This window comes from Streptomyces sp. TOM-9 (assembly GCF_056858595.1).
This window is the reverse complement of sequence record NZ_JBXEQB010000001.1, coordinates 3,983,787-4,003,352: the sequence shown is the minus strand read 5'-3', so window position 1 is coordinate 4,003,352 and position 19,566 is coordinate 3,983,787. Positions and strand designations below refer to the sequence as shown.

Here is a 19,566-nt window from a genome sequence, read left to right as displayed (position 1 = left end):
CCCGCCCGGCCGGACTGTCCAGTTCGTCAAAGATTGGTTCGTGGTTTTGTACACAAAGAGCCCCTGACAGCCCCCCCGGACGTAGCGATAGCCTTACAGCGTGATCAGCGCTGATCCACCGATCACCATCACCTACGTCACGCAATGGCGCGCGACAGGAGCATGAGGACATGCAGACCAAGCTGGACGAAGCAAAGGCCGAGCTGCTCGCACGGGCGGCCCGGGTAGCTGAGAACAGCCCGGCGGGGGGACAACCTGGCCAGGGCCTCGAGAAGGAGGCGCTGGAAGCCTTCCTTCAGCGCTACTACCTGCACAGCGCCCCGGAGGACCTGCTCGACCGCGACCCGGTGGACGTCTTCGGCGCCGCCGTGTCCCACCACCGTCTCGCCGAGGTGCGCCCGCAGGGGACGGCCAACGTCCGCGTGCACACCCCCTCGGTGGAGGAGAATGGCTGGACGTGCAGCCACACGGTCGTCGAGGTGGTCACCGACGACATGCCGTTCCTGGTCGACTCCGTCACCAACGAGCTGTCCCGGCAGGACCGCGCGATCCACGTCGTCGTCCACCCGCAGATGCTTGTGCGCCGTGACGTGACCGGGAAGCTGCTGGAGGTGCTGGACGCCGCGCCCGGCGACGGCGCCGGTGTGCCGCACGACGTGCTGACCGAGTCCTGGATCCACGTGGAGATCGACCGCGAGACCGACCGCGAGGACCTGAAGCAGATCACCACGGACCTGCGCCGCGTCCTGTCCGACGTCCGCGAGACCGTCGAGGACTGGCAGAAGATGCGCGACGCCGCGCTGCGCATCGCCGACGAGCTGGCCGCGACCCCGCCCGCGCTGCCCGAGCAGGAGGTCGGCGAGGCCTGGGAGCTGCTGCGCTGGCTGTCCGAGGACCACTTCACCTTCCTCGGCTACCGCGAGTACGCGCTGACCACGGAGAGCACCCCCGAGGGCGAGGAGGACGTGCTCACCGCCGTCCCGGGCACCGGCCTCGGCATCCTGCGCTCCGACCCGCAGCACCGCGTGGAGGAGTCCGAGAGCGGCCAGGCGGTCTCGCCGTCCTTCAACCGGCTGCCCGCGGACGCCCGCAAGAAGGCCCGCGAGCACAAGCTGCTGATCCTCACCAAGGCCAACAGCCGCTCCACCGTGCACCGCCCGTCCTACCTCGACTACATCGGGGTGAAGAAGTTCGACGCCGACGGCAACGTCGTCGGCGAGCGCCGCTTCCTCGGCCTGTTCTCCTCGGCCGCCTACACCGAGTCGGTGCGCCGGGTGCCGGTGATCCGCCGCAAGGTCCAGGAGGTGCTGGACGGCGCCGGGTTCTCCCCGGACAGCCACGACGGCCGTGACCTGCTGCAGATCCTGGAGACCTACCCGCGCGACGAGCTCTTCCAGACCGGCCCGGACGAGCTGCGCGAGATCGTCACCAGCGTGCTGTACCTGCAGGAACGCCGCAGGCTGCGGCTGTTCCTGCGCCAGGACGAGTACGGCCGCTACTTCTCGGCGCTGGTCTACCTGCCCCGGGACCGGTACACCACGGGCGTGCGGCTGCGGCTGACCGACATCCTCAAGGAGGAGCTGAACGGGGTCACCGCGGACTTCACCGCCTGGAACACCGAGTCGGTGCTCTCCCGGCTGCACTTCGTGGTCCGCGTCGCGGCCGGCACCACGCTGCCGCACCTGACCGACCGCGACGTCGAGCGGATCGAGAACCGGCTCGCCGACGCCGCCCGCTCCTGGGCCGACGGCTTCGCCGAGGCGCTGACCTCCGAGTGCGGCGAGGAGCGCGCGGCCGAGCTGACCCGCCGCTACGCGCACGCCTTCCCCGACGGCTACCGTGCCGACTTCACGCCGCGTGCGGCCGTCGCGGACCTGCAGCACCTGGAGCGGCTCAACGGCGAGGACTTCTGCCTCAGCCTGTACGAGCCGGTCGGCGCCGCCCCCGACGAGCGCCGCTTCAAGATCTACCGCACCGGTGCCCCCGTCTCGCTGTCCGCGGTGCTGCCCGTGCTGCAGCGCCTGGGCGTCGAGGTCATCGACGAGCGCCCGTACGAGATGCGCCGCGCCGACGGCACCCGCGCCTGGATCTACGACTTCGGGCTGCGCATCGACCCGTCGCTGGGCGACCTCGGCGACGACGCCCGTGAGCGCTTCCAGGACGCCTTCACCGCGACGTGGACCGGGCAGGCCGAGAACGACGGCTTCAACTCCCTGGTGCTGCGCGCCGGGCTGACCTGGCGCCAGGCGATGGTGCTGCGGGCGTACGCCAAGTACCTGCGGCAGGCCGGCACGGCCTTCTCGCAGGACTACATGGAGGACACCCTCCGCAACAACGTCCACACCACCCGGCTGCTGGTCAACCTCTTCCAGGCCCGGCTCTCCCCGGACCACCAGCGGGCCGGCAGCGAGCTGACCGACGCGCTGCTGGAGGAGGTGGACGCCGCCCTGGAGCAGGTCGCCAGCCTGGACGAGGACCGCATCCTGCGCTCCTTCCTCACGCTCATCAAGGCGACGCTGCGCACCAACTACTTCCAGCGCGCCGACAGCGGCAAGCCGCACGCCTACGTGTCGATGAAGTTCGACCCGCAGGCGATCCCGGACCTGCCCGCGCCGCGCCCGGCGTACGAGATCTGGGTGTACTCCCCGCGCGTGGAGGGCGTGCACCTGCGCTTCGGCAAGGTCGCCCGCGGCGGGCTGCGCTGGTCCGACCGGCGCGAGGACTTCCGCACCGAGGTCCTCGGCCTGGTCAAGGCGCAGATGGTGAAGAACACCGTCATCGTGCCGGTCGGCGCCAAGGGCGGCTTCGTCGCCAAGCAGCTGCCGGACCCGGCCGCCGACCGCGAGGCGTGGCTGGCGGAGGGCATCACCTCCTACAAGACCTTCATCTCCGGTCTGCTCGACGTCACCGACAACCTGGTCGGCGGGCAGGTCGTGCCGCCGGCCGACGTGGTCCGCCACGACGGCGACGACACCTACCTGGTGGTCGCGGCCGACAAGGGCACCGCGTCGTTCTCGGACATCGCCAACGAGGTCGCCACCTCGTACGGCTTCTGGCTCGGCGACGCCTTCGCCTCCGGCGGCTCGGTCGGCTACGACCACAAGAAGATGGGCATCACCGCCCGCGGCGCCTGGGAGTCGGTCAAGCGGCACTTCCGCGAGACGGGCCACGACACCCAGAGCGAGGACTTCACCGTCGTCGGCGTCGGCGACATGTCCGGTGACGTCTTCGGCAACGGCATGCTGCTCAGCGAACACATCCGGCTGGTCGCCGCCTTCGACCACCGGCACATCTTCATCGACCCCGTGCCGGACGCGGCGACCTCGTACGCCGAGCGCCGCCGGATGTTCGAGCTGCCGCGTTCCTCGTGGGCGGACTACGACACCAAGCTGATCTCGCACGGCGGCGGTGTCTTCCCGCGCAGCGCCAAGGCGATCGCGCTCACCCCGCAGATCCGCAAGGCGCTCGGCATCGAGCAGCCGGTGGCGAAGATGACGCCGGCGGACCTGATGAAGGCGATCCTCAAGGCCCCGGTGGACCTGCTGTGGAACGGCGGCATCGGCACCTACGTGAAGGCCGCCACCGAGTCCCACCTCGACGTCGGCGACAAGGCCAACGACGCGATCCGCGTGGACGGCGGCGATCTGCGCGTCAAGGTCGTCGGCGAGGGCGGCAACCTGGGCCTGACCCAGCTCGGCCGGATCGAGTTCGCCCAGACCGGCGGGCGGGTCAACACCGACGCCATCGACAACAGCGCCGGCGTGGACGCCTCCGACCACGAGGTCAACATCAAGATCCTGGTCAACGCGGTCGTCGCCGACGGCGACCTGACGGTCAAGCAGCGCAACTCGCTGCTGGCGCAGATGACCGACGAGGTCGGCGCCCTGGTGCTGCGCAACAACTACGCGCAGAACGTGGCCCTGGCCAACGGCATGGCCCAGTCCGCCAGCCTGCTCCACGCCCACCAGCGCTACCTGCGCAGGCTGGTCCGCGACGGCAAGCTGGACCGGGCCCTGGAGTTCCTGCCCTCCGACCGGCAGATCCGGGAGCGGCTGAACGCCGGCCACGGCCTGACCCAGCCGGAGCTGGCCGTCCTGCTCGCCTACACGAAGATCACCGTGGCGGAGGAGCTGCTCGGCACCGGCCTGCCCGACGACCCCCACCTGCGGCAGCTGCTCGACGCGTACTTCCCCAAGGCGCTGCACGAGCGGTTCCAGGCGCAGATCGACGGGCACGCGCTGCGGCGCGAGATCGTGACGACGGTGCTGGTCAACGACACCGTCAACACGGGCGGCACCACCTTCCTGCACCGCTTCAAGGAGGAGACCGGGGCCACCACCGAGGAGATCGTGCGGGCGCACACCGCGGCCCGCGCCATCTTCGGCCTGGGCGGCATCTGGGACGAGGTGGAGGCGCTGGACACGGTCGTCGCGGCCGACGTCCAGACCCGGATCCGGCTGCACTCGCGGCGGCTGGTCGAGCGGGGCACCCGCTGGCTGCTGAACAACCGGCCGCAGCCGCTGGCCATCGCGGAGACGATCGACTTCTTCCGCGAGGGCGTCGCCACGGTGTGGGCGGTGCTGCCGAAGCTGCTGCGCGGCGCCGACCTGGAGTGGTACGAGTCGATCCACGACGAGCTGACCGGCGCGGGCGTGCCGGAGGAGCTGGCGACTCGGGTCGCCGGGCTCTCCTCGGCCTTCCCGGCGCTCGACATCGTCGACGTCGCCGACCGGACCGGCAAGGACCCGCTGGCGGTCGCCGAGGTCTACTACGACCTCGCCGACCGGCTGCAGATCACGCAGTTGCTCGACCGGATCATCGAGCTGCCGCGTGCCGACCGCTGGCACTCCATGGCCCGCGCGTCGATCCGCGAGGACCTCTTCGCGGCGCACGCGGCCCTCACCCAGGACGTGCTGTCCGTCGGCAACGGCTCCTCCACCCCGGAGCAGCGCTACCAGGCGTGGGAGGAGTCCAACAGCGCGCTGATCGGGCGGGCGAGGACGACGCTCGACGAGATCCAGGGATCGGAGAGCTTCGACCTGGCGAACCTGTCGGTGGCGATGCGGACGATCCGCTCGCTGCTGCGGGCCCGCCGCTGACGCCGGGACGGCGCACGTACGACGGCAGGGGCCGGGGAGCACGCGCTCCCCGGCCCCTGCCGCGTGGACGGGCTCAGCCGACCCGGTACAGCCGTTCGCCGGTGCGGGGGCCCTGGGCGACCTGGACGCCGCCCGGCGGGGCCGGGTCGTCCGCCTCGGTCATCACCCACTTCACGTGGTAGCGGCGGGCGATGGCCAGGCGCTGGTCCGTGGGCGTCGCGGGGGCCAGGTAGGCGCGTACGTCGGCCTCGCGGCGCTCGCGGTCGGCCGCCGTCGTCGACGGGTCGGGCCAGGCCGGTGACACCAGGAACGCGCCGTAGGCGGGCATGACGTGCTTGGGGTTGTACCCGTCGGTCAGGAGGACGTCGCCGACGGCGACGTGCGCTTGCGCCCACAGGTAGCCGGGCCAGGTGCCCAGCCGCTGCAGGTGCAGCGCGGGCGGCACGTAGCGCGCCGGTACGACCGCGCCCGCCTGCGCCAGCAGTCCCGCGCAGGCCGCCACCGCCGCCAGCGGGGCCAGCACGGTGCGCAGCGCGGTCCACGGCGGGGCCTGCGCGAGTTCCACCGCCAGCGCGAACTGCAGCGGTACCAGCAGCAGCCCGAAGATCCGCCCGAAGGAGTAGGAGCCGCTCAGCCAGCCGTAGGCGGCGACGGCGCAGTCCGCGGCGAACATCAGCACCAGTGGGTCGAAGCGGTTCAGCCGCAGCCGGCACAGCAGCGCCGGCAGCCCGGCAAGGGCCAGCCCGTACCACTGCCACAGGTCCGCGTACAGCCGCCGGTGGACGTCGTCGACGGTGGGGTCGCCGAGCAGCGCGGAGAGGCTGAAGTACGGCCACCAGGCGGCGACGGCGAAGGCGACGGCCGCGGTCAGCGCCCACCGGCCGAGGACCCCGGCGGCGACCGGCATGCGCTGCATGCCGATGACGATGGCGACCACGCCGATGAGGGTGCCCATCGCCGTGAAGGGGTGCACGAGCAGCACGGTCCCGATGAGCAGTCCGAGCCAGGCGTGCAGCCACGTCCCGGCGACGCCGCGGCGGGCCGCCCGCGCGGTCAGCGCCCACACCCAGAACGTCACGCCGACGGCGAAGGCACTGGGGTAGGTCAGTCCCCGGATCATCGACTGCAGACCGAGGAAGCCGCTCCACTCCTTGTGCTGCGGCCCCCACAGCAGGACGAACGCGGCGAGCGCCAGCACCGGCGCCCAGCGCCGGTTGCTCAGCACGCGGGTGAAGGCGCCGATGCCGGTGACGACCAGCGCCAGGTTGACCGGGCCGCACCCCTTGAGCAGCTGCCAGCCCGGTACGCCCGTCAGGTGCGACAGCAGCCCCAGCACCACGGTGTACGGGGTGAAGTAGGGGCTGCCGGTGCCCGGCACGTCGAGCAGCGGGTTGGCCGGGTGCCGCCAGTCCGTGGCGATCCGCTCGATCGCGGCGGCGTGCTGCCCGAAGTCGGAGGCGACCGGCGACTGCCAGGTGCGGTAGGCCACCACCGCCCAGAAGAGGGTGCCGAGGATCAGGTACGGGGAGGGCCTGCGCACGTCCCGCAGCTCGTACGCCTGGATCCGCCAGTCCCGCTGGGTCAGCACGCCGGTCACCGCAGCCCTCCCGGCCGTCGTCGGCTCGTCACCTCGTTCCCCTCGATGCTTGATCGTGACGGACGCGGCTGCATCCCGGCGGGGCCCGTACGGGGCGTCGCTACGGCCGTGCGGCGGCCTCCTGCGGACCGGAGCGCGGTCCCTGCGGCGGGGCGCCGGCCAGGAGCGCGGGAGCGGGTGCGGGGGTGCGGGCTTCCAGGGGCACGACGGGCAGCGGTTCGCTCTCGCCGAGGAAGACCCGCCGAACGACCCGCTCGGCGGCCCGGCCGTCGTCGAAGGCGCAGAAGCGGCGGCGGAACGCCTCCCGCAGCCCGGCCGCCTCCGGGCTGTTCCAGACGCCGTCGCGGAAGACCGCGATCAGCTCGTCGTCGCTGGTGGAGACGGCGCCGGGGGTCTCGCCGGGGGCGCCGGACAGCAGGTCGAAGTAGACGCCGCGACTGGCCCGGTAGACCGGCCAGTCGTCGGCGTGGACGACGATGGGCCGGTCGAGGAGCGCGTAGTCGAACATGATCGACGAGTAGTCGGTGACCAGGGCGTCGGCGGCCAGGCACAGCTGTTCGACCGACGGGTGCCGGGAGACGTCGATCAGCAGCCCTTCCTCGTGCAGCGCCTTCAGACGGGCGTCCTCGCCGTGGAAGTAGTGGATGCGGGTGAGCAGGACGAAGCCCTCGCCGAGCGCCCGGCACACCCGTTCCACGTCCAGCCGCGGCACGAAGTTGCGCTGGTAGTCGCGGGTCGTCGGCGCGTACAGGACCGCGGTGCGGCCGGGGGCGATGCCCAGGGCCGCGCGGGCGTGGGAGACCTCGGCGGCGCCGGCGGTCAGGAAGACGTCGTTGCGCGGGTAGCCGGTCTCCAGGTGCTGCCAGGAGGAGGGGTACACGCGCTCCCAGACCTCGCTGGAGTGCGGGTTGGAGGACACGCTGTAGTCCCAGCGGTCCACCCGCTCCAGCAGCCGGCGGAAGCTCATGCCCTTGGCGGAGGCGGGGTAGCGCTGCTGGTCGATGCCCATCTTCTTCAGCGGGGTGCCGTGGTGGGTCTGCAGGTGGACGCTGCCGGGCCGCTTGCGGACGTCGTTGGGGAAGTTGACGTTGCTGATCAGGTACGTGGCCCGGGCCATCAGCCGCCAGTAGCGCCGGGTGCGCGGCACGACGTAGTCCACGCCCTTGGGCACCCGCGGGACGTCGGACTTGCGGACCAGCCACACCCCGTGGACGCCCGGGGCGATCTCCCGTGCCTTGTGGTAGATCGCGGCCGGGTTGCAGAACACCCCGCGGTCCCAGTACGCCGAGTACACCGCGAGGTTGGGGTCGAGCGGCCGCCGCAGGTGGTAGGCGTACAGGGCGGCCTTGGCCCGCTGCGCGACCTGCCGGCGCAGCCGCCGCCTGCGCCGCGTCAGCTCCTTGCGGGCCTCGCGCGGTACGTCGCCCAGCCGGGCCAGCAGCCAGCTGCCGCGGGCCAGCCGCCGGTAGGCGGTGGCCTTGTCCGCGGGCGGCACGAACCCCTCCGGCAGGTGGCGGGCGTACCAGCGGGCCGCGAGCCGGAAGAACGCGCCGCGCAGCCGCGGCGGGATCCGGTCGGGGTTGCCGAGGCAGAACAGGAAGTGGCTGACGGCCCGCTCGAACAGCATCGGCCGCAGCGGCGCGAGGTGTTCGCGGCCGGGCGCGTCGAGGAAGTCGAAGAGCCGGGTGTACTGGTCGAGGATGACGAAGTGGTTGCGGCCCGGGCTGCGGGTGCTGGCGCCGCTGCGCCGCTGCCGGTACTCCAGCACCGCCCGGGCCAGGCAGGAGATGCGTTCGGCGCTGAGCATCGTCACGTACGAGACGAGGGCGTCCTCGTAGATGCCGTCGCTGAAGGAGAAGCCGTGCCCCCGGTAGAAGGCGCGGCGGTAGACCCGGTTGGAGGTCATCGCGAACAGCCGCAGGAACTCGGGGCGTTCGGTGATCCGGAAGACGTCGGTGCCGGCCGAGGCGAGCAGGTCGCCGAAGACGCTCTTCTCGGCCGCCTCCCACCAGTAGGTGCGCACGTGGTCGAAGTAGAGGATGTCCGGGTCGCCGTCCTGCTTCAGCCGCTCGGCGACCGCCTCCAGCGAGCCGGGGGCGAGGGTGTCGTCGCCGTCGAGGAAGAGCAGGTAGTCGCCGGTGGCCCGCTCGGCACCGGTGTTGCGGGCCCGCCCCACTCCCAGGTTCTCCTCGTGGTGCAGCGCGATCACCCGGCAGTCGCGGGCCGCGTACTCGTCGAGGATGCGGCCGCAGTGGTCCGGCGAGCGGTCGTCGACCGCGATCACCTCGAGGTCGGGCAGTGACTGCGACAGCACCGAGTCGAGGCAGGCGCGCAGGTAGCCCTGCACCTTGTGGACCGGGACGATGACGGAGAAGCGGGGCATGTGGATCCTGGGTTCCCTCAGGGTCGGTGACGGTCGGGTTCGAGCAGCCGGTCGACGGCGCGGGCCGCCGCACCGCCGTCGTCGAGGTGGCAGAAGGTCGCGCGGAAGTGCGCGTACGCGTCGGCGCTGTGCCGTGCCACGGTGCCGAGGTCGCGCAGCGCGCCCGCCAGGTCGGCGGTGGACTGCAGCAGCGGGCCCGGGGCCTGGGCCTCGAAGTCGGGGTAGAAGCCGCGCAGGGTGTCGCGGAAGTGCTCCAGGTCGGGGACGAGGAAGAGCATCGGGCGGCCGGTGTTGGCGAAGTCGGCCGCGGGGGAGGCGTAGTCGGTGACCAGGACGTCGGCGACCAGCAGCAGCTCCGCCACGTCCGGGTGGCAGGACACGTCGCGCACGAACCCGGAGCGCGGGGTGCGGACGCGGTCGGCGACCAGGGGGTGGGAGCGGAAGAGCAGCACGTGGTCGGCGCCCAGCGCGCGTTCGGCCTCCGCCAGGTCCAGGTGGGGCGACATGCGGTAGTGCTCGGTGTCGTACGCCAGGTCGTCGCGGCGCGTCGGCGCGTACAGCACGACGGTGCGGTCCCTGGGGATCCGCAGCCGGTCGCGCAGCGCGGCGGCCACCTTGGCGCGGTCGTCGGCGAAGAGCACGTCCGTGCGGGGCAGTCCCGTCTCGGCGACCGGGCCGTCGTAGCCGAGCGCGGCCCGCAGCAGCGGGGTGCTGTACGCGTTCGGCGACAGCAGCAGGCTCCACTGGGCGCCCGGGTCGCGTGGCGGGCGGGGCAGGTGCACCAGGTCCGCGCACAGGGTGCCGGCGAGGTCCCGGCCGGTCCGCTTGAGGGGAGTGCCGTGCCAGGTCTGCAGCACGGTCTGGTCCGGGCGGCGCACGAACCACTGCGGCAGGTGCGTGTTGGTGACGACGTAGCGGCTGCGGGCGAGCGCCTCGTACCAGGCGGCGCTGTGCAGCACGACCGGCCGCGCGGTCGCCGGCGGAGGGGCCTGGCCGTCCCTGACCACCCACAGGTGCTCCAGGCCGTCCGCGGCGCGGCGGCGCAGCATCTCCTCGTGGACGGCGCGCGGCGAGTCCCCGTACGCCCGCCCGTCGAAGGCGCTGTAGAGCACCGACTCGCGGCGCGGCAGCCCGCGGGTGCGCGGATGGTGGCTCTCGCGCAGCGCCCGCTGCCGGTACGGGCCGCGCTGCGGCTCCGGCACCGTGGGCCGGGCGTCGAGGAACAGCCGGTCGTGGAAGCGCCGGTCGACGCAGAAGGACTTGCCGCCCGCCTCCGCCGCCATCGGCAGTGCCTCGAACACCCCGGGCGCGACCCGCACCGGCGCTTCCGTGCCGGCGCCGTCGCGCAGGTGCAGGTACCAGCGGCCGGCGGGCAGCGGGACGGTGCCGGCGAGGGACTCCAGCGTGCCGGGGCGCACGGTGGCGGTGAAACGGCGCCCCTCGTACGGGCCCGGCTCCGCGGCGTCCTCCGGCACGGACGGCAGCGGCGGGATCGCGCTGGACGGCGGCGGGAAGCCGGGGCGGCGGCCCGGTACGCCGTCGGCCTGGACCGGGACGGCGTGCTCCACGCGGTGCGTGCCGTGGCGGAGCACCAGTTCGGCCGGGCCGGGGGCGGAGCCGGGCGCGAGGCGGCCGGCCACGACCAGGGCGCCCTCGGCGGTCCAGCCGATGGCGTCGGCCACCGGCTGCGGGGTGCGGTCGCGCAGCACCAGCTTCCCCGACGCCTTCGCCTCGACCAGCAGCCGCCGCGGCGTCCCGCCGAGCCGGGGGTCGGTGCCCAGGTCGTAGTGGCCGGCGGGCAGCGCGCCGTCGAGGTGGACGGGGTCGGCGTGCCCGGGGTTCAGCAGCGCGACGTCCCAGCTGTCGGTGTCCTCAGGGCGGATCTCCTTGGGCCCGGCGTCCAGCGCGGGCCGGGCGGCCGCCAGGTCGGCGAGGGGCACGCGGGCCCGGCGGACGCCGTCGTCCCTCTCCCCGGGGACCGCGGGCTCCAGCGGGTACTCCAGCACGGTGGGCGTCGCGGAGTGCGTCAGCCGTACCGCCGTCGCCTGTGGCGCGCCCGTGAAGTCCAGTTCCACCGAGGTGCCGTCGCCGGTCGCCCGGTGGCCGGTCAGCCGCCGTACCTCCGGCTCCACCGACAGGTGCAGCCGCCCCTGCCGGTAGTACGGCACGAGCCGCATGCCGCCGCCGGCCGCGTACGACGGCGGGGACGCCCCCGAGCCCGCGTCCGCGGCCCGCAGGCCCGCCTTGCGGATGACCCCCTTCGCCGCGACGACCACCCCGAGCCGCCAGCGGCCGGCCCGTGGTTCGCCCTGGCGGCGGCCGGTGGTCAGCCGCGCCGGGTCGATGGTGATCTCGAAGCCCGACCAGTCGTAGCAGTGTTCCTCCTGGCGCGAGTTGAGGGTCGCGGCGGGCTCCTGCCGGATCCTGACCGGCAGCAGCACCACCTTGGCCCGGCGGCCGTGGCCGTGGACGGCGACCGCGGTGATGTGCGCGGCGCCCTTGCGGTCGGCGTCGATGTTGCGCAGGTAGGCGTAGCCGCGCAGGACGAGCCGGCCGTTCTCCCGCACCACCTCGCGCACCCGCGCCCGGACGGGGAAGTCCGCGCGCCGCAGCCGGGCCGCCGAGGCCGGCAGGGCGATCCGGCCGCCGTCGGCGCCGCGCAGCACCGCCCGCTTGCGCAGCGGCGGGCCGGTGACGCCGAAGCCGGCGGAGTTGCGCTGCTCGTGGTCGAGCACCGTCAGCAGGTCGTCGAGGCGGTCCTTGACGATCAGGTGCCACTTGATGCGCAGCCCGGCGGTCAGCTCGGGGAAGAGGGTGGGGTCGACCCGGGTGAGCCAGTCGCGGCAGCGGTCCATGAAGACCCGCCGGTACTCGGGGCCGGCCATCGGCAGGGCGTCGATGAAGTACAGCAGGTCGTCGGTGAGGACCGAGCGGTCGTAGGCCCGTTTGAAGGAGGTCCAGCGCGTGCGGGCCGGGTCGCCGAGGAAGCGGCTGACGTGGTCGACGGCGGCGATCCGGTCGCGCACGCCCTTGACGTCGGTGCGGCGCCGGGTGATGGAGCCCTCGCGGATCCGCCAGTAGTAGACGTGCTCGTGCGTCACGTCGACGGCGTCGGCGAGGAAGTGCGCGGGGATGGTGAGCGGGGTGTCCTCGTAGAGCACGCCCTCGGGGAAGGCCAGGTGGTGGCGCTCCCAGAAGGAGCGGCGGAAGACCTTGTTCCAGGCGACCCGGTCGGACAGCAGGCTCAGGTCCCGGGTGATGTGGGTGCCGGTGACGGTGCGGGTCATGTCCCGGTGCTGCCAGGCCTGGCTGCGGCCGTCGGCGGTCAGCCGCCACACGTTGCCGGTCGCGAAGTCCGAGCCCGACCCGTCCAGCAGGCCCACCAGCCGCTCGTAGGCGTGGGGCGGCAGGATGTCGTCGCTGTCGAGGAAGCACAGGTACTCGGTGCGCGGGTCGGCGTGGCGGGTGCCGGTGTTGCGGGCGTGGCCCAGTCCGCCGTTGTCCTGCCGGACCAGGCGGAAGCGCGGGTCGCGGTCGGCGAAGCCCTGGGCGATCTCCGGGCCGGAGTCGGTGGAGCCGTCGTCCACCATGACCACGTCGAGGGCGTCGAAGGTCTGTGCGGCGACCGACCGCAGGCATTCCTGCAGCCAGCTCTCGACGTTGTGGACCGGAACGACGACCGTGAGGCGGGGCGTGCGCGACACCATGGTGACGTGGCCCTTTCCGGACGAGGGCGACAGGGGGCGAGGGGTTCAACTCGTGATCGCGTCCTCGGTCACCTCGCCTGCGCCTTTCGGGTGATCCACCGGGCGCCGGGGGCCGCTCCTGCCTACGCTCGGCGCTATGCCTCGGTTCAGTGTGATCGTCCCGGTATGGAAGACCCAGGGTTACGTCCGTGCGTGCCTGGAGTCGGTGCTCGGGCAGCGGTACGCGGACCTGGAGCTGATCGCGGTCGACGACTGCTCGCCCGACGGGTCGGCCGCCGTCGTCGACGAGGTCGCCGCCGCCGACCCCAGGGTGCTCCCGCTGCGGCGGCCCCGCAACGCGGGGCCCGGCCCGGCCCGGAACGCGGGCGCGGCCCGGGCCAGCGGCGACTACCTGCTCTTCCTCGACTCCGACGACCTCCTCGCGCCCGGCGCCCTGACCGCCCTCGACGCGAGGCTGCGGGCCACCGGCGACCCGGAGGTGCTGCTCTTCGACCACGACCGGGTCGACGTGTGGGAACACCGCACGGAGAGCGGGGACGGCGACTTCCTGCAGGCGGCCGCGCTCGCCGGGCACGCCGTCTTCCGGGCCACCGAGCGCCCGCAGTGCCTGACCGTCTTCCCCGCCGCCTGGAACCGGGTGGTGCGGCGCGACTACTGGGTCGGGTTCGCCTTCGGTGCCGGGCCGTACGAGGACGTTCCGGTGGCGTACGAGATGCTGCTCGCCGCCCCCCGCATCGCCTGCCTGGACCGGGTCTGCGTCACGTGGCGCGGGCGCCGCCGCGGCAGCTTCTCCAGCACGCCGGGCCCGCAGCACCTCGTCCTGGCCGACCGGTACGACGCACTGCTGGCCCGGCACGACCTGCCGGTGCTGCGCGCCGAGCGGGACCGGCGGCTCACGGCCGTCCTGGACGACCCCGGGCGGCTGCGCCCGCAGGACCGCGCCGCCTTCTTCCGCCGAGCCGGGCTGCCGGGCACCTTCGCCGCCCACCGCGCCGCGGAGCTGGGCACCCGGGCCGCCCGGCGGCTGCGCACGCACCGCAACGCCGCCGCCCGCGAGGTGTACCGCCGCTGGTACGCCCTGGAACGCCGCCGCCCGCTCGACGACGACCTGGTGGTGTACGCGGCGTACTGGAACCGGGGGGTGCTGTGCAGCCCCGCCGCGATCTACCGCAAGGCCCGCGAGCTCGCCCCGCACCTGCACGGGGTGTGGGTGGTCCGGCGCGGTGCGCAGGACGCGGTCCCCGAGGGCGTCGACCGGGTGGAGGCGAACTCCCGCCGCTACTGGGAGCTGCTGGCCCGCGCCCGCTTCCTGGTGAACAACGCCAACTTCACCGGGGAGGTCGTCAAGCGCCCCGGCCAGGTCTACCTGCAGACCCACCACGGCACCCCGCTCAAGCACATGGGCATGGACCTGCGCGCCCACCCGGCGGTGGCCAAGGGCATGAGCTTCCGCCGTCTGCTGGACCACGCCGACCAGTGGGACTACTCCCTGTCCGCCAACCCCCACTCCAGCGAGGTCTGGGAGCGGGTCTACCCCGGCGGCTACCTGACGCTGCCGACCGGCTACCCCCGCAACGACGTGTACTTCACCGCGGGCGCCGACGACGTGCGGCGGATCCGGGCCGCGCTGGGCATCCCGGACGGGGTCAGGGCGATCCTGTACGCCCCCACGCACCGCGACTACCAGCGGGAGTTCGTCCCGCAGCTGGACCTCGCCCGGCTGTGCCGGGCGCTGGGGCGGGAGTACCTGGTGCTGGTCCGCGCGCACTACTTCTACCCCGGGGCCGGCCCGGCGGCGCTGCCGGAGGGGGCGCTGGACGTCTCCGCGCACACACCGCTGGAGGAGCTGTGCCTGGCCTCCGACGCGCTGCTCACCGACTACTCGTCGCTGATGTTCGACTACGCCGGCCTCGACCGCCCGATCGTGGTCCACGCCGCCGACTGGGAGGTCTACCGGGCCGCCCGCGGGGTCTACTTCGACCTGGTCTCCGGGCGCCCCGGCGACACCCCGGGCGTGGTCGCCCGCGACGAGGCCGCGATCGCCACCGCCTTCCGCTCCGGTGCCTGGGCCTCGCCGGAGGCGGCCGAGCTGCGGGCGGCCTTCCGGGCCCGCTTCTGCCCCTGGGACGACGGCCGGGCCGCCGAACGCGCCGTACGGCGGGTGCTGCTCGGCGAACCGGAGCTGCTGCCCGTCCTCAAGCCGGACGAGCGCACCCCCGCGCCGCCGCCGTGAGCCGTCAGGGGCGGGCCGCCGGGGCGGGGGTACGGCGCTCCGGGGGGAGGGCGGCCGGCTGGCCGCCGTCCTCGCCGAGGAAGACCCGCCGCACGACCCGCTCGGCGGCGTGGCCGTCGTCCCACGGGCAGAAGTGGGCCCGGAACGCCGCCCGGGACTGGGCCGAACGGGGGCCGCGCCAGGTGTCCGTGGTGAGGATGGACAGGAGTTCGTCCTCGCTCCGGGCGACCGGCCCGGGGGCGCCGGCGGTGATGTCGAAGTACGTGCCGCGGGCGGCCCGGTAGGCCGTCCAGTCCTCGGCGTGGACCACGATCGGGCGGTCGAGGCCGGCGTAGTCGAACATCAGGGGGGAGTAGTCGGTCACCAGGGCGTCCGCCGCGAGGCACAGCTCCTGGACCGAAGGGTGGGCGGAGACGTCCAGCACGGTGTCCGGCAGCCCCTCGGGGAGCGTGCCCGAGCCGCCGTGGCCGTCCGGTGCCCGGTACAGGACCACGTGGCCGGGGCCGAGTTCACGGGCCAGCCGGACCAGGTCGACGGGCGGGTGGAAGCCGCGCCGGTAGTCGCGGTGCGCGGGCGCGTACAGGATCGCCGTGGACTCCGGCGGGATGCCCAGCCGGGCCCGGATCCGCCGCACGTCGTCGGCGTCGGCGCGCAGCAGGACGTCGTTGCCGGGCCGCCCGTGCTCCAAGGTGGTGTAGCCGGCGGGGTAGGCCCGCTCCCAGACCACGGTCGAGTGCGGGTTGGCGGACAGGCAGAAGTCCCAGCGGTCGGTGTGGGCCAGCATCCGGGCGAAGTCACGGCCCGCCGAGGCGGCCGGGTGCCCCTGGACGTCCAGGCCCGTGCGGCCGAGCGGGGTGCCCTGGTGGGTGTGGAGGTTCACCTGGCCGCGCCGCTTGCGGTAGGCGTGCGGGAAGTTGACGTCGTTGACCAGATAGGTGGCGCGCGCCAGCGCCGTCCAGTACGCGGGCGAGCCGGGCTGGAGCCGGCGTACGCCGCGCGGCAGGGTGGCCGCGTACGCCGGGGTCGTGATCCACGCGGTGCGCAGGTGCGGGGCCAGGTCGCGGACGGCGGCCTCCAGGGCGGCGGGGTCGCCGCCGTAGCCGGCGTAGCGGCAGGCCGCGAAGACGGCCAGGTCCGGGTCGAGGCGGCGCTGCCGCTGGATCCGGTAGTGCAGCCGCAGGCCCGCCTCCCGGGCCGCCCGGGCGGTGTCCTTCACCAGCCGCCGCAGCCTCCTGCGCAGCGCGTTGGCGGTGCGCACGGCGTCGAAGACCTGCCGCGCGCCGAGCCGCACGAGCAGCCGCCGGGTGCCGCCGGGGACGCCGTGCGGACGGGAGCCGGGCTCCTGCGGGCGGTAGCGGCGGAAGTGGACGCTGCAGCGCTGGAAGTAGACGCCCCGGGCCGAGCGGGGCAGCCGGCCGGGGGTGTTGTAGACCGCCAGCAGGTGGTCGGTCATCCGGCTGAAGAGGGCGGCCCGCCAGCTGTCGAGGGCGGGGTTGCGGTCGAGGAAGGCGAAGACCCGGTCGTACTGGTCGAAGACGTCGAAGTGCCGGCTGCTGGTGGTGCGCAGGATGCTGCCCCGGCGGCGCTGCCGGTAGTGCACGCAGACCCGGTCGAGCACCGCGATGCTGCGGGCGGACAGCAGCAGGGGGTAGGTCCAGGGGACGTCCTCGTACCAGCCGGGCGGGAAGGCGAGGTCGCGGCGCTGGACGAACTCCCGCCGGTACGCCTTGTTCCAGGCGACCGGCAGCAGCCGCAGCAGCTCGGGCCGGTCGTCGAGGGGCCCGGCGGGGCGTGCGTCCTGGGCGAGCAGGGGGGCGCGCTGGTTGCGCACGACACGGCCGTCCCAGTAGGTGCGGGCGTAGTCGTAGACCAGCACGTCCGGCTCGGCGGTCTCCTTCAGGCGGTCGGCGACGGCCTGCAGGGAGCCGGGCGCGAGGGTGTCGTCGCTGTCGAGGAAGAGCAGGTAGTCCCCGGTGGCGCGGGCCATCCCGGCGTTGCGGGCCGGGCCGAGACCCACGTTCTCCTTCAGGTGCAGGACGGTCACCCTGCGGTCGCGGGCCGCGAAGGCGTCGAGGATGGCACCGCTGGCGTCCGGGGAGCGGTCGTCGACGGCGATCACCTCGAAGTCCGAGAAGCTCTGCCCGAGCACGGACTCCAGGCACTCGTGCAGGTAGGCCTGCACCTTGTGGGCGGGCACGATGACGCTGAACCGGGGCAAGGCAGCACATCCATAATGTCGGCTTACGCGGCGTATGCCCGTTATATCCCGGGCGTACGCCGCGTACGGCGACCCGTCCGACGACGGAGTGTTGCCCCTCTGGCCTGCGGAGGGTTACGGGGTCACTTCACGGCGCCCGCCATGACGCCGGAGACGAACTGGCGCTGGAAGGCGAAGAAGACGACGAGCGGGACCACCATCGACACGAAGGCCCCCGGTGCCAGGACGTCGATGTTGTTGCCGAACTGCCGGACCTGCTGCTGCAGCGCGACCGTGATGGGCTGCGAGCCGCTGTTGGAGAAGATCAGCGCCACCAGCATGTCGTTCCACACCCACAGGAACTGGAAGATGCCGAGCGAGGCGATCGCCGGGCCGCCCAGGGGCATGATCACGGTGGCGAACAGCCGCAGCTCGCCCGCGCCGTCCAGCCGGGCCGCCTCCAGCAGCTCCCGCGGGATCTCCGCGAAGAAGTTGCGCAGCAGGAAGACCGCGAACGGCAGGCCGAAGCCGACGTGGAAGAGCACCACGCCGATGATGTCGCCGAAGATCCCGATCTGCCCGAACAGCTTCGCCACCGGGACGAGCGCGATCTGCACCGGCACCACCAGCAGCCCCACCACCACGAGGAACAGCCAGTCCCGGCCCGGGAACTCCATCCAGGCGAAGGCGTAGCCCGCCAGCGCCCCGATCACCACCACCAGCAACGTGGCCGGCACCGTGATCAGGGCGGTGTTGACCAGCGAGGAGGTGACGGCGTCGTTGCCGAGCAGCTCCCGGTAGTTGGTGACGGTCAGCTGCGAGGGTGTGGTGAACACCTTCCACCAGCCGGAGTCGGCGATGTCCACCGGCCCGCGGAAGGAGGAGATCAGCAGCCCCACGGTCGGCATCAGCCAGAACAGGGCCACCAGCACCAGGAACACCCGCAGCGCCCCGCCGCTGGTACGGGCCGCCACCCGCGAGGCGAAGGACCGCCGGGCGGCGGCCGTGGTGGCCCGCGCCTCGGCGGGGCCCGCCGGTTCCGCTGTGCCTGCGACGGTCGTCATCGTCGGGCCTCCCTGCGCAGTCGGCGGATGTTGAAGACCATGACCGGGACGACCAGCAGCAGCAGGACCACACCGATCGCGCTGCCCACGCCCTGGTCGTTGCCGGCCCCGAAGGAGGACAGGTACAGCTGCAGGGCCAGGACGTTGGCCTCGTCCTTGGAGGTGTCGGGCGCGACGATGTAGACCAGGTCGAAGATCTTCATCACGTTGATCATGAGTGTCACGACGACCACGACCAGCACCGGCGCCAGCAGCGGCACGGTGATCCTGCGGAAGACCTGCCACTCGTTGGCGCCGTCGATGCGCGCCGCCTCCATCAGCTCCCGCGGCACCCCCGCCAGGCCCGCCGCGATGAGGACCATGGCGAAGCCCGCCCACATCCACAGGTACGACCCGATGATGGCGGGCGTCACCAGGGTGGGGCCGAGCCAGTCGACACCGTTGTAAGGCTCCGCGAAGTTCGACGCCGGCAGCCGCAGTTGGGCCCCGGCCGCCGAGGCGGGCAGCGAGAAGGTGCCGTCCGTGCCGGAGGTGGCCGAGGCCACCACCCGTCCGTCGCGCACGGCCTCGACCTTGACGCCCTCCAGCGCCTTCTCACCGGCGTCGATCACCCCGGGCTCGCCGCCGCCGCCCGGCTTGAAGTCCAGCCACACGGTGCCGGTCACGCCGGGGCCCGCGGCGGCCTGCCGGGCGTCCGCGGTGCCCGCGGGCAGCTTCGCCGCGGGGATGCCGATCAGCGGCAGCCCGACCGCCGTCCCCTGCCCGGCGGCGTCCCGCGTGGTGTACGAGCCTCCTCCCGAGGCCGCCAGCGAGCCGTTCGGCCGGGGCCGGGCCCCGGGGTACGCCGAGGACTCGGCGAAGGTGTCGTGGACACCGACCACGACCGCGTTGGCCGCGCCGCGCGCCGGGTCCTGCTCGTACACCAGCCGGAAGATGATCCCGGCCGCCAGCATCGAGATCGCCATCGGCATGAAGACGACCAGCTTGAAGGCGGTGCCCCAGCTCACCCGTTCGGTCAGCACCGCGAAGACCAGCCCGAGGGCCGTGGCCAGCACCGGCGCCACGACCACCCAGACCGCGGTGTTGCGCAGCGCCGTCAGGGTGCTGTCGTCGCTGAAGACCGAGGCGTAGTTGTGCAGGCCGACGAAACCCGAGCCGGCCTTGTCGAACAGGCTGCGCCAGGTGGTGTACCCGATCGGGTACACCACCAGCGCGCCCAGCAGCACCAGCGCGGGCAGCAGGAACAGTCCCGCCACCCAGCGCCGGGTGCCCATGACGCTCCTGCC

The 19,566-nt window shown here is 73.3% G+C and carries 8 protein-coding genes; 2 read left to right on the top strand and 6 right to left on the bottom strand.

Features of this window, described 5'->3' with window-relative positions; all coding sequences use genetic code 11:
- Positions 1-170 precede the first annotated feature (170 nt).
- Positions 171-5,099: an NAD-glutamate dehydrogenase gene (locus AC1VWI_RS18585; RefSeq protein WP_499512137.1), complete on the top strand. Its 4,929-nt coding sequence runs from the start codon at positions 171-173 to the stop codon at positions 5,097-5,099.
- 73 nt (positions 5,100-5,172) lie between these two features.
- Here the strand turns inward: AC1VWI_RS18585 and AC1VWI_RS18580 are convergent, their stop codons facing one another.
- From AC1VWI_RS18580 to AC1VWI_RS18570, 3 genes are all read right to left on the bottom strand, one after another.
- On the bottom strand, positions 5,173-6,696 hold the full coding sequence (locus AC1VWI_RS18580) for a hypothetical protein (RefSeq protein ID WP_499512136.1): 1,524 nt from the start codon (positions 6,694-6,696) through the stop codon (positions 5,173-5,175).
- A 100-nt stretch (positions 6,697-6,796) separates the two neighbouring features.
- Positions 6,797-9,079: a bifunctional glycosyltransferase/CDP-glycerol:glycerophosphate glycerophosphotransferase gene (locus tag AC1VWI_RS18575; RefSeq protein WP_499512135.1), complete on the bottom strand. Its 2,283-nt coding sequence runs from the start codon at positions 9,077-9,079 to the stop codon at positions 6,797-6,799.
- 17 nt (positions 9,080-9,096) lie between these two features.
- Complete coding sequence (locus tag AC1VWI_RS18570; protein ID WP_499512134.1) at positions 9,097-12,786, bottom strand: bifunctional glycosyltransferase/CDP-glycerol:glycerophosphate glycerophosphotransferase; 3,690 nt, start codon at positions 12,784-12,786, stop codon at positions 9,097-9,099.
- A 136-nt stretch (positions 12,787-12,922) separates the two neighbouring features.
- On the opposite strand from AC1VWI_RS18570, the gene AC1VWI_RS18565 reads away from it, so the two are divergent.
- Positions 12,923-15,019, top strand: coding sequence for a bifunctional glycosyltransferase/CDP-glycerol:glycerophosphate glycerophosphotransferase (locus AC1VWI_RS18565; RefSeq protein WP_499512133.1), 2,097 nt, complete (start codon positions 12,923-12,925; stop codon positions 15,017-15,019).
- Between the two features lie 4 nt (positions 15,020-15,023).
- On the opposite strand, the gene AC1VWI_RS18560 is transcribed toward AC1VWI_RS18565, so the two are convergent.
- The 3 genes from AC1VWI_RS18560 to AC1VWI_RS18550 form a co-directional block, all read right to left on the bottom strand.
- Positions 15,024-17,237 (bottom strand): bifunctional glycosyltransferase/CDP-glycerol:glycerophosphate glycerophosphotransferase, encoded by a 2,214-nt coding sequence (locus AC1VWI_RS18560; protein ID WP_499512132.1) that lies wholly within the window; start codon positions 17,235-17,237, stop codon positions 15,024-15,026.
- A gap of 122 nt (positions 17,238-17,359) precedes the next feature.
- Positions 17,360-18,280 (bottom strand): carbohydrate ABC transporter permease, encoded by a 921-nt coding sequence (locus AC1VWI_RS18555; RefSeq protein WP_499512131.1) that lies wholly within the window; start codon positions 18,278-18,280, stop codon positions 17,360-17,362.
- Entirely contained in the window at positions 18,277-19,554 is a 1,278-nt protein-coding gene (locus AC1VWI_RS18550) for a carbohydrate ABC transporter permease (RefSeq protein WP_499512130.1), read from the bottom strand. Before AC1VWI_RS18550 ends, AC1VWI_RS18555 begins: the two co-directional genes overlap by 4 nt.
- Positions 19,555-19,566 lie beyond the last annotated feature (12 nt).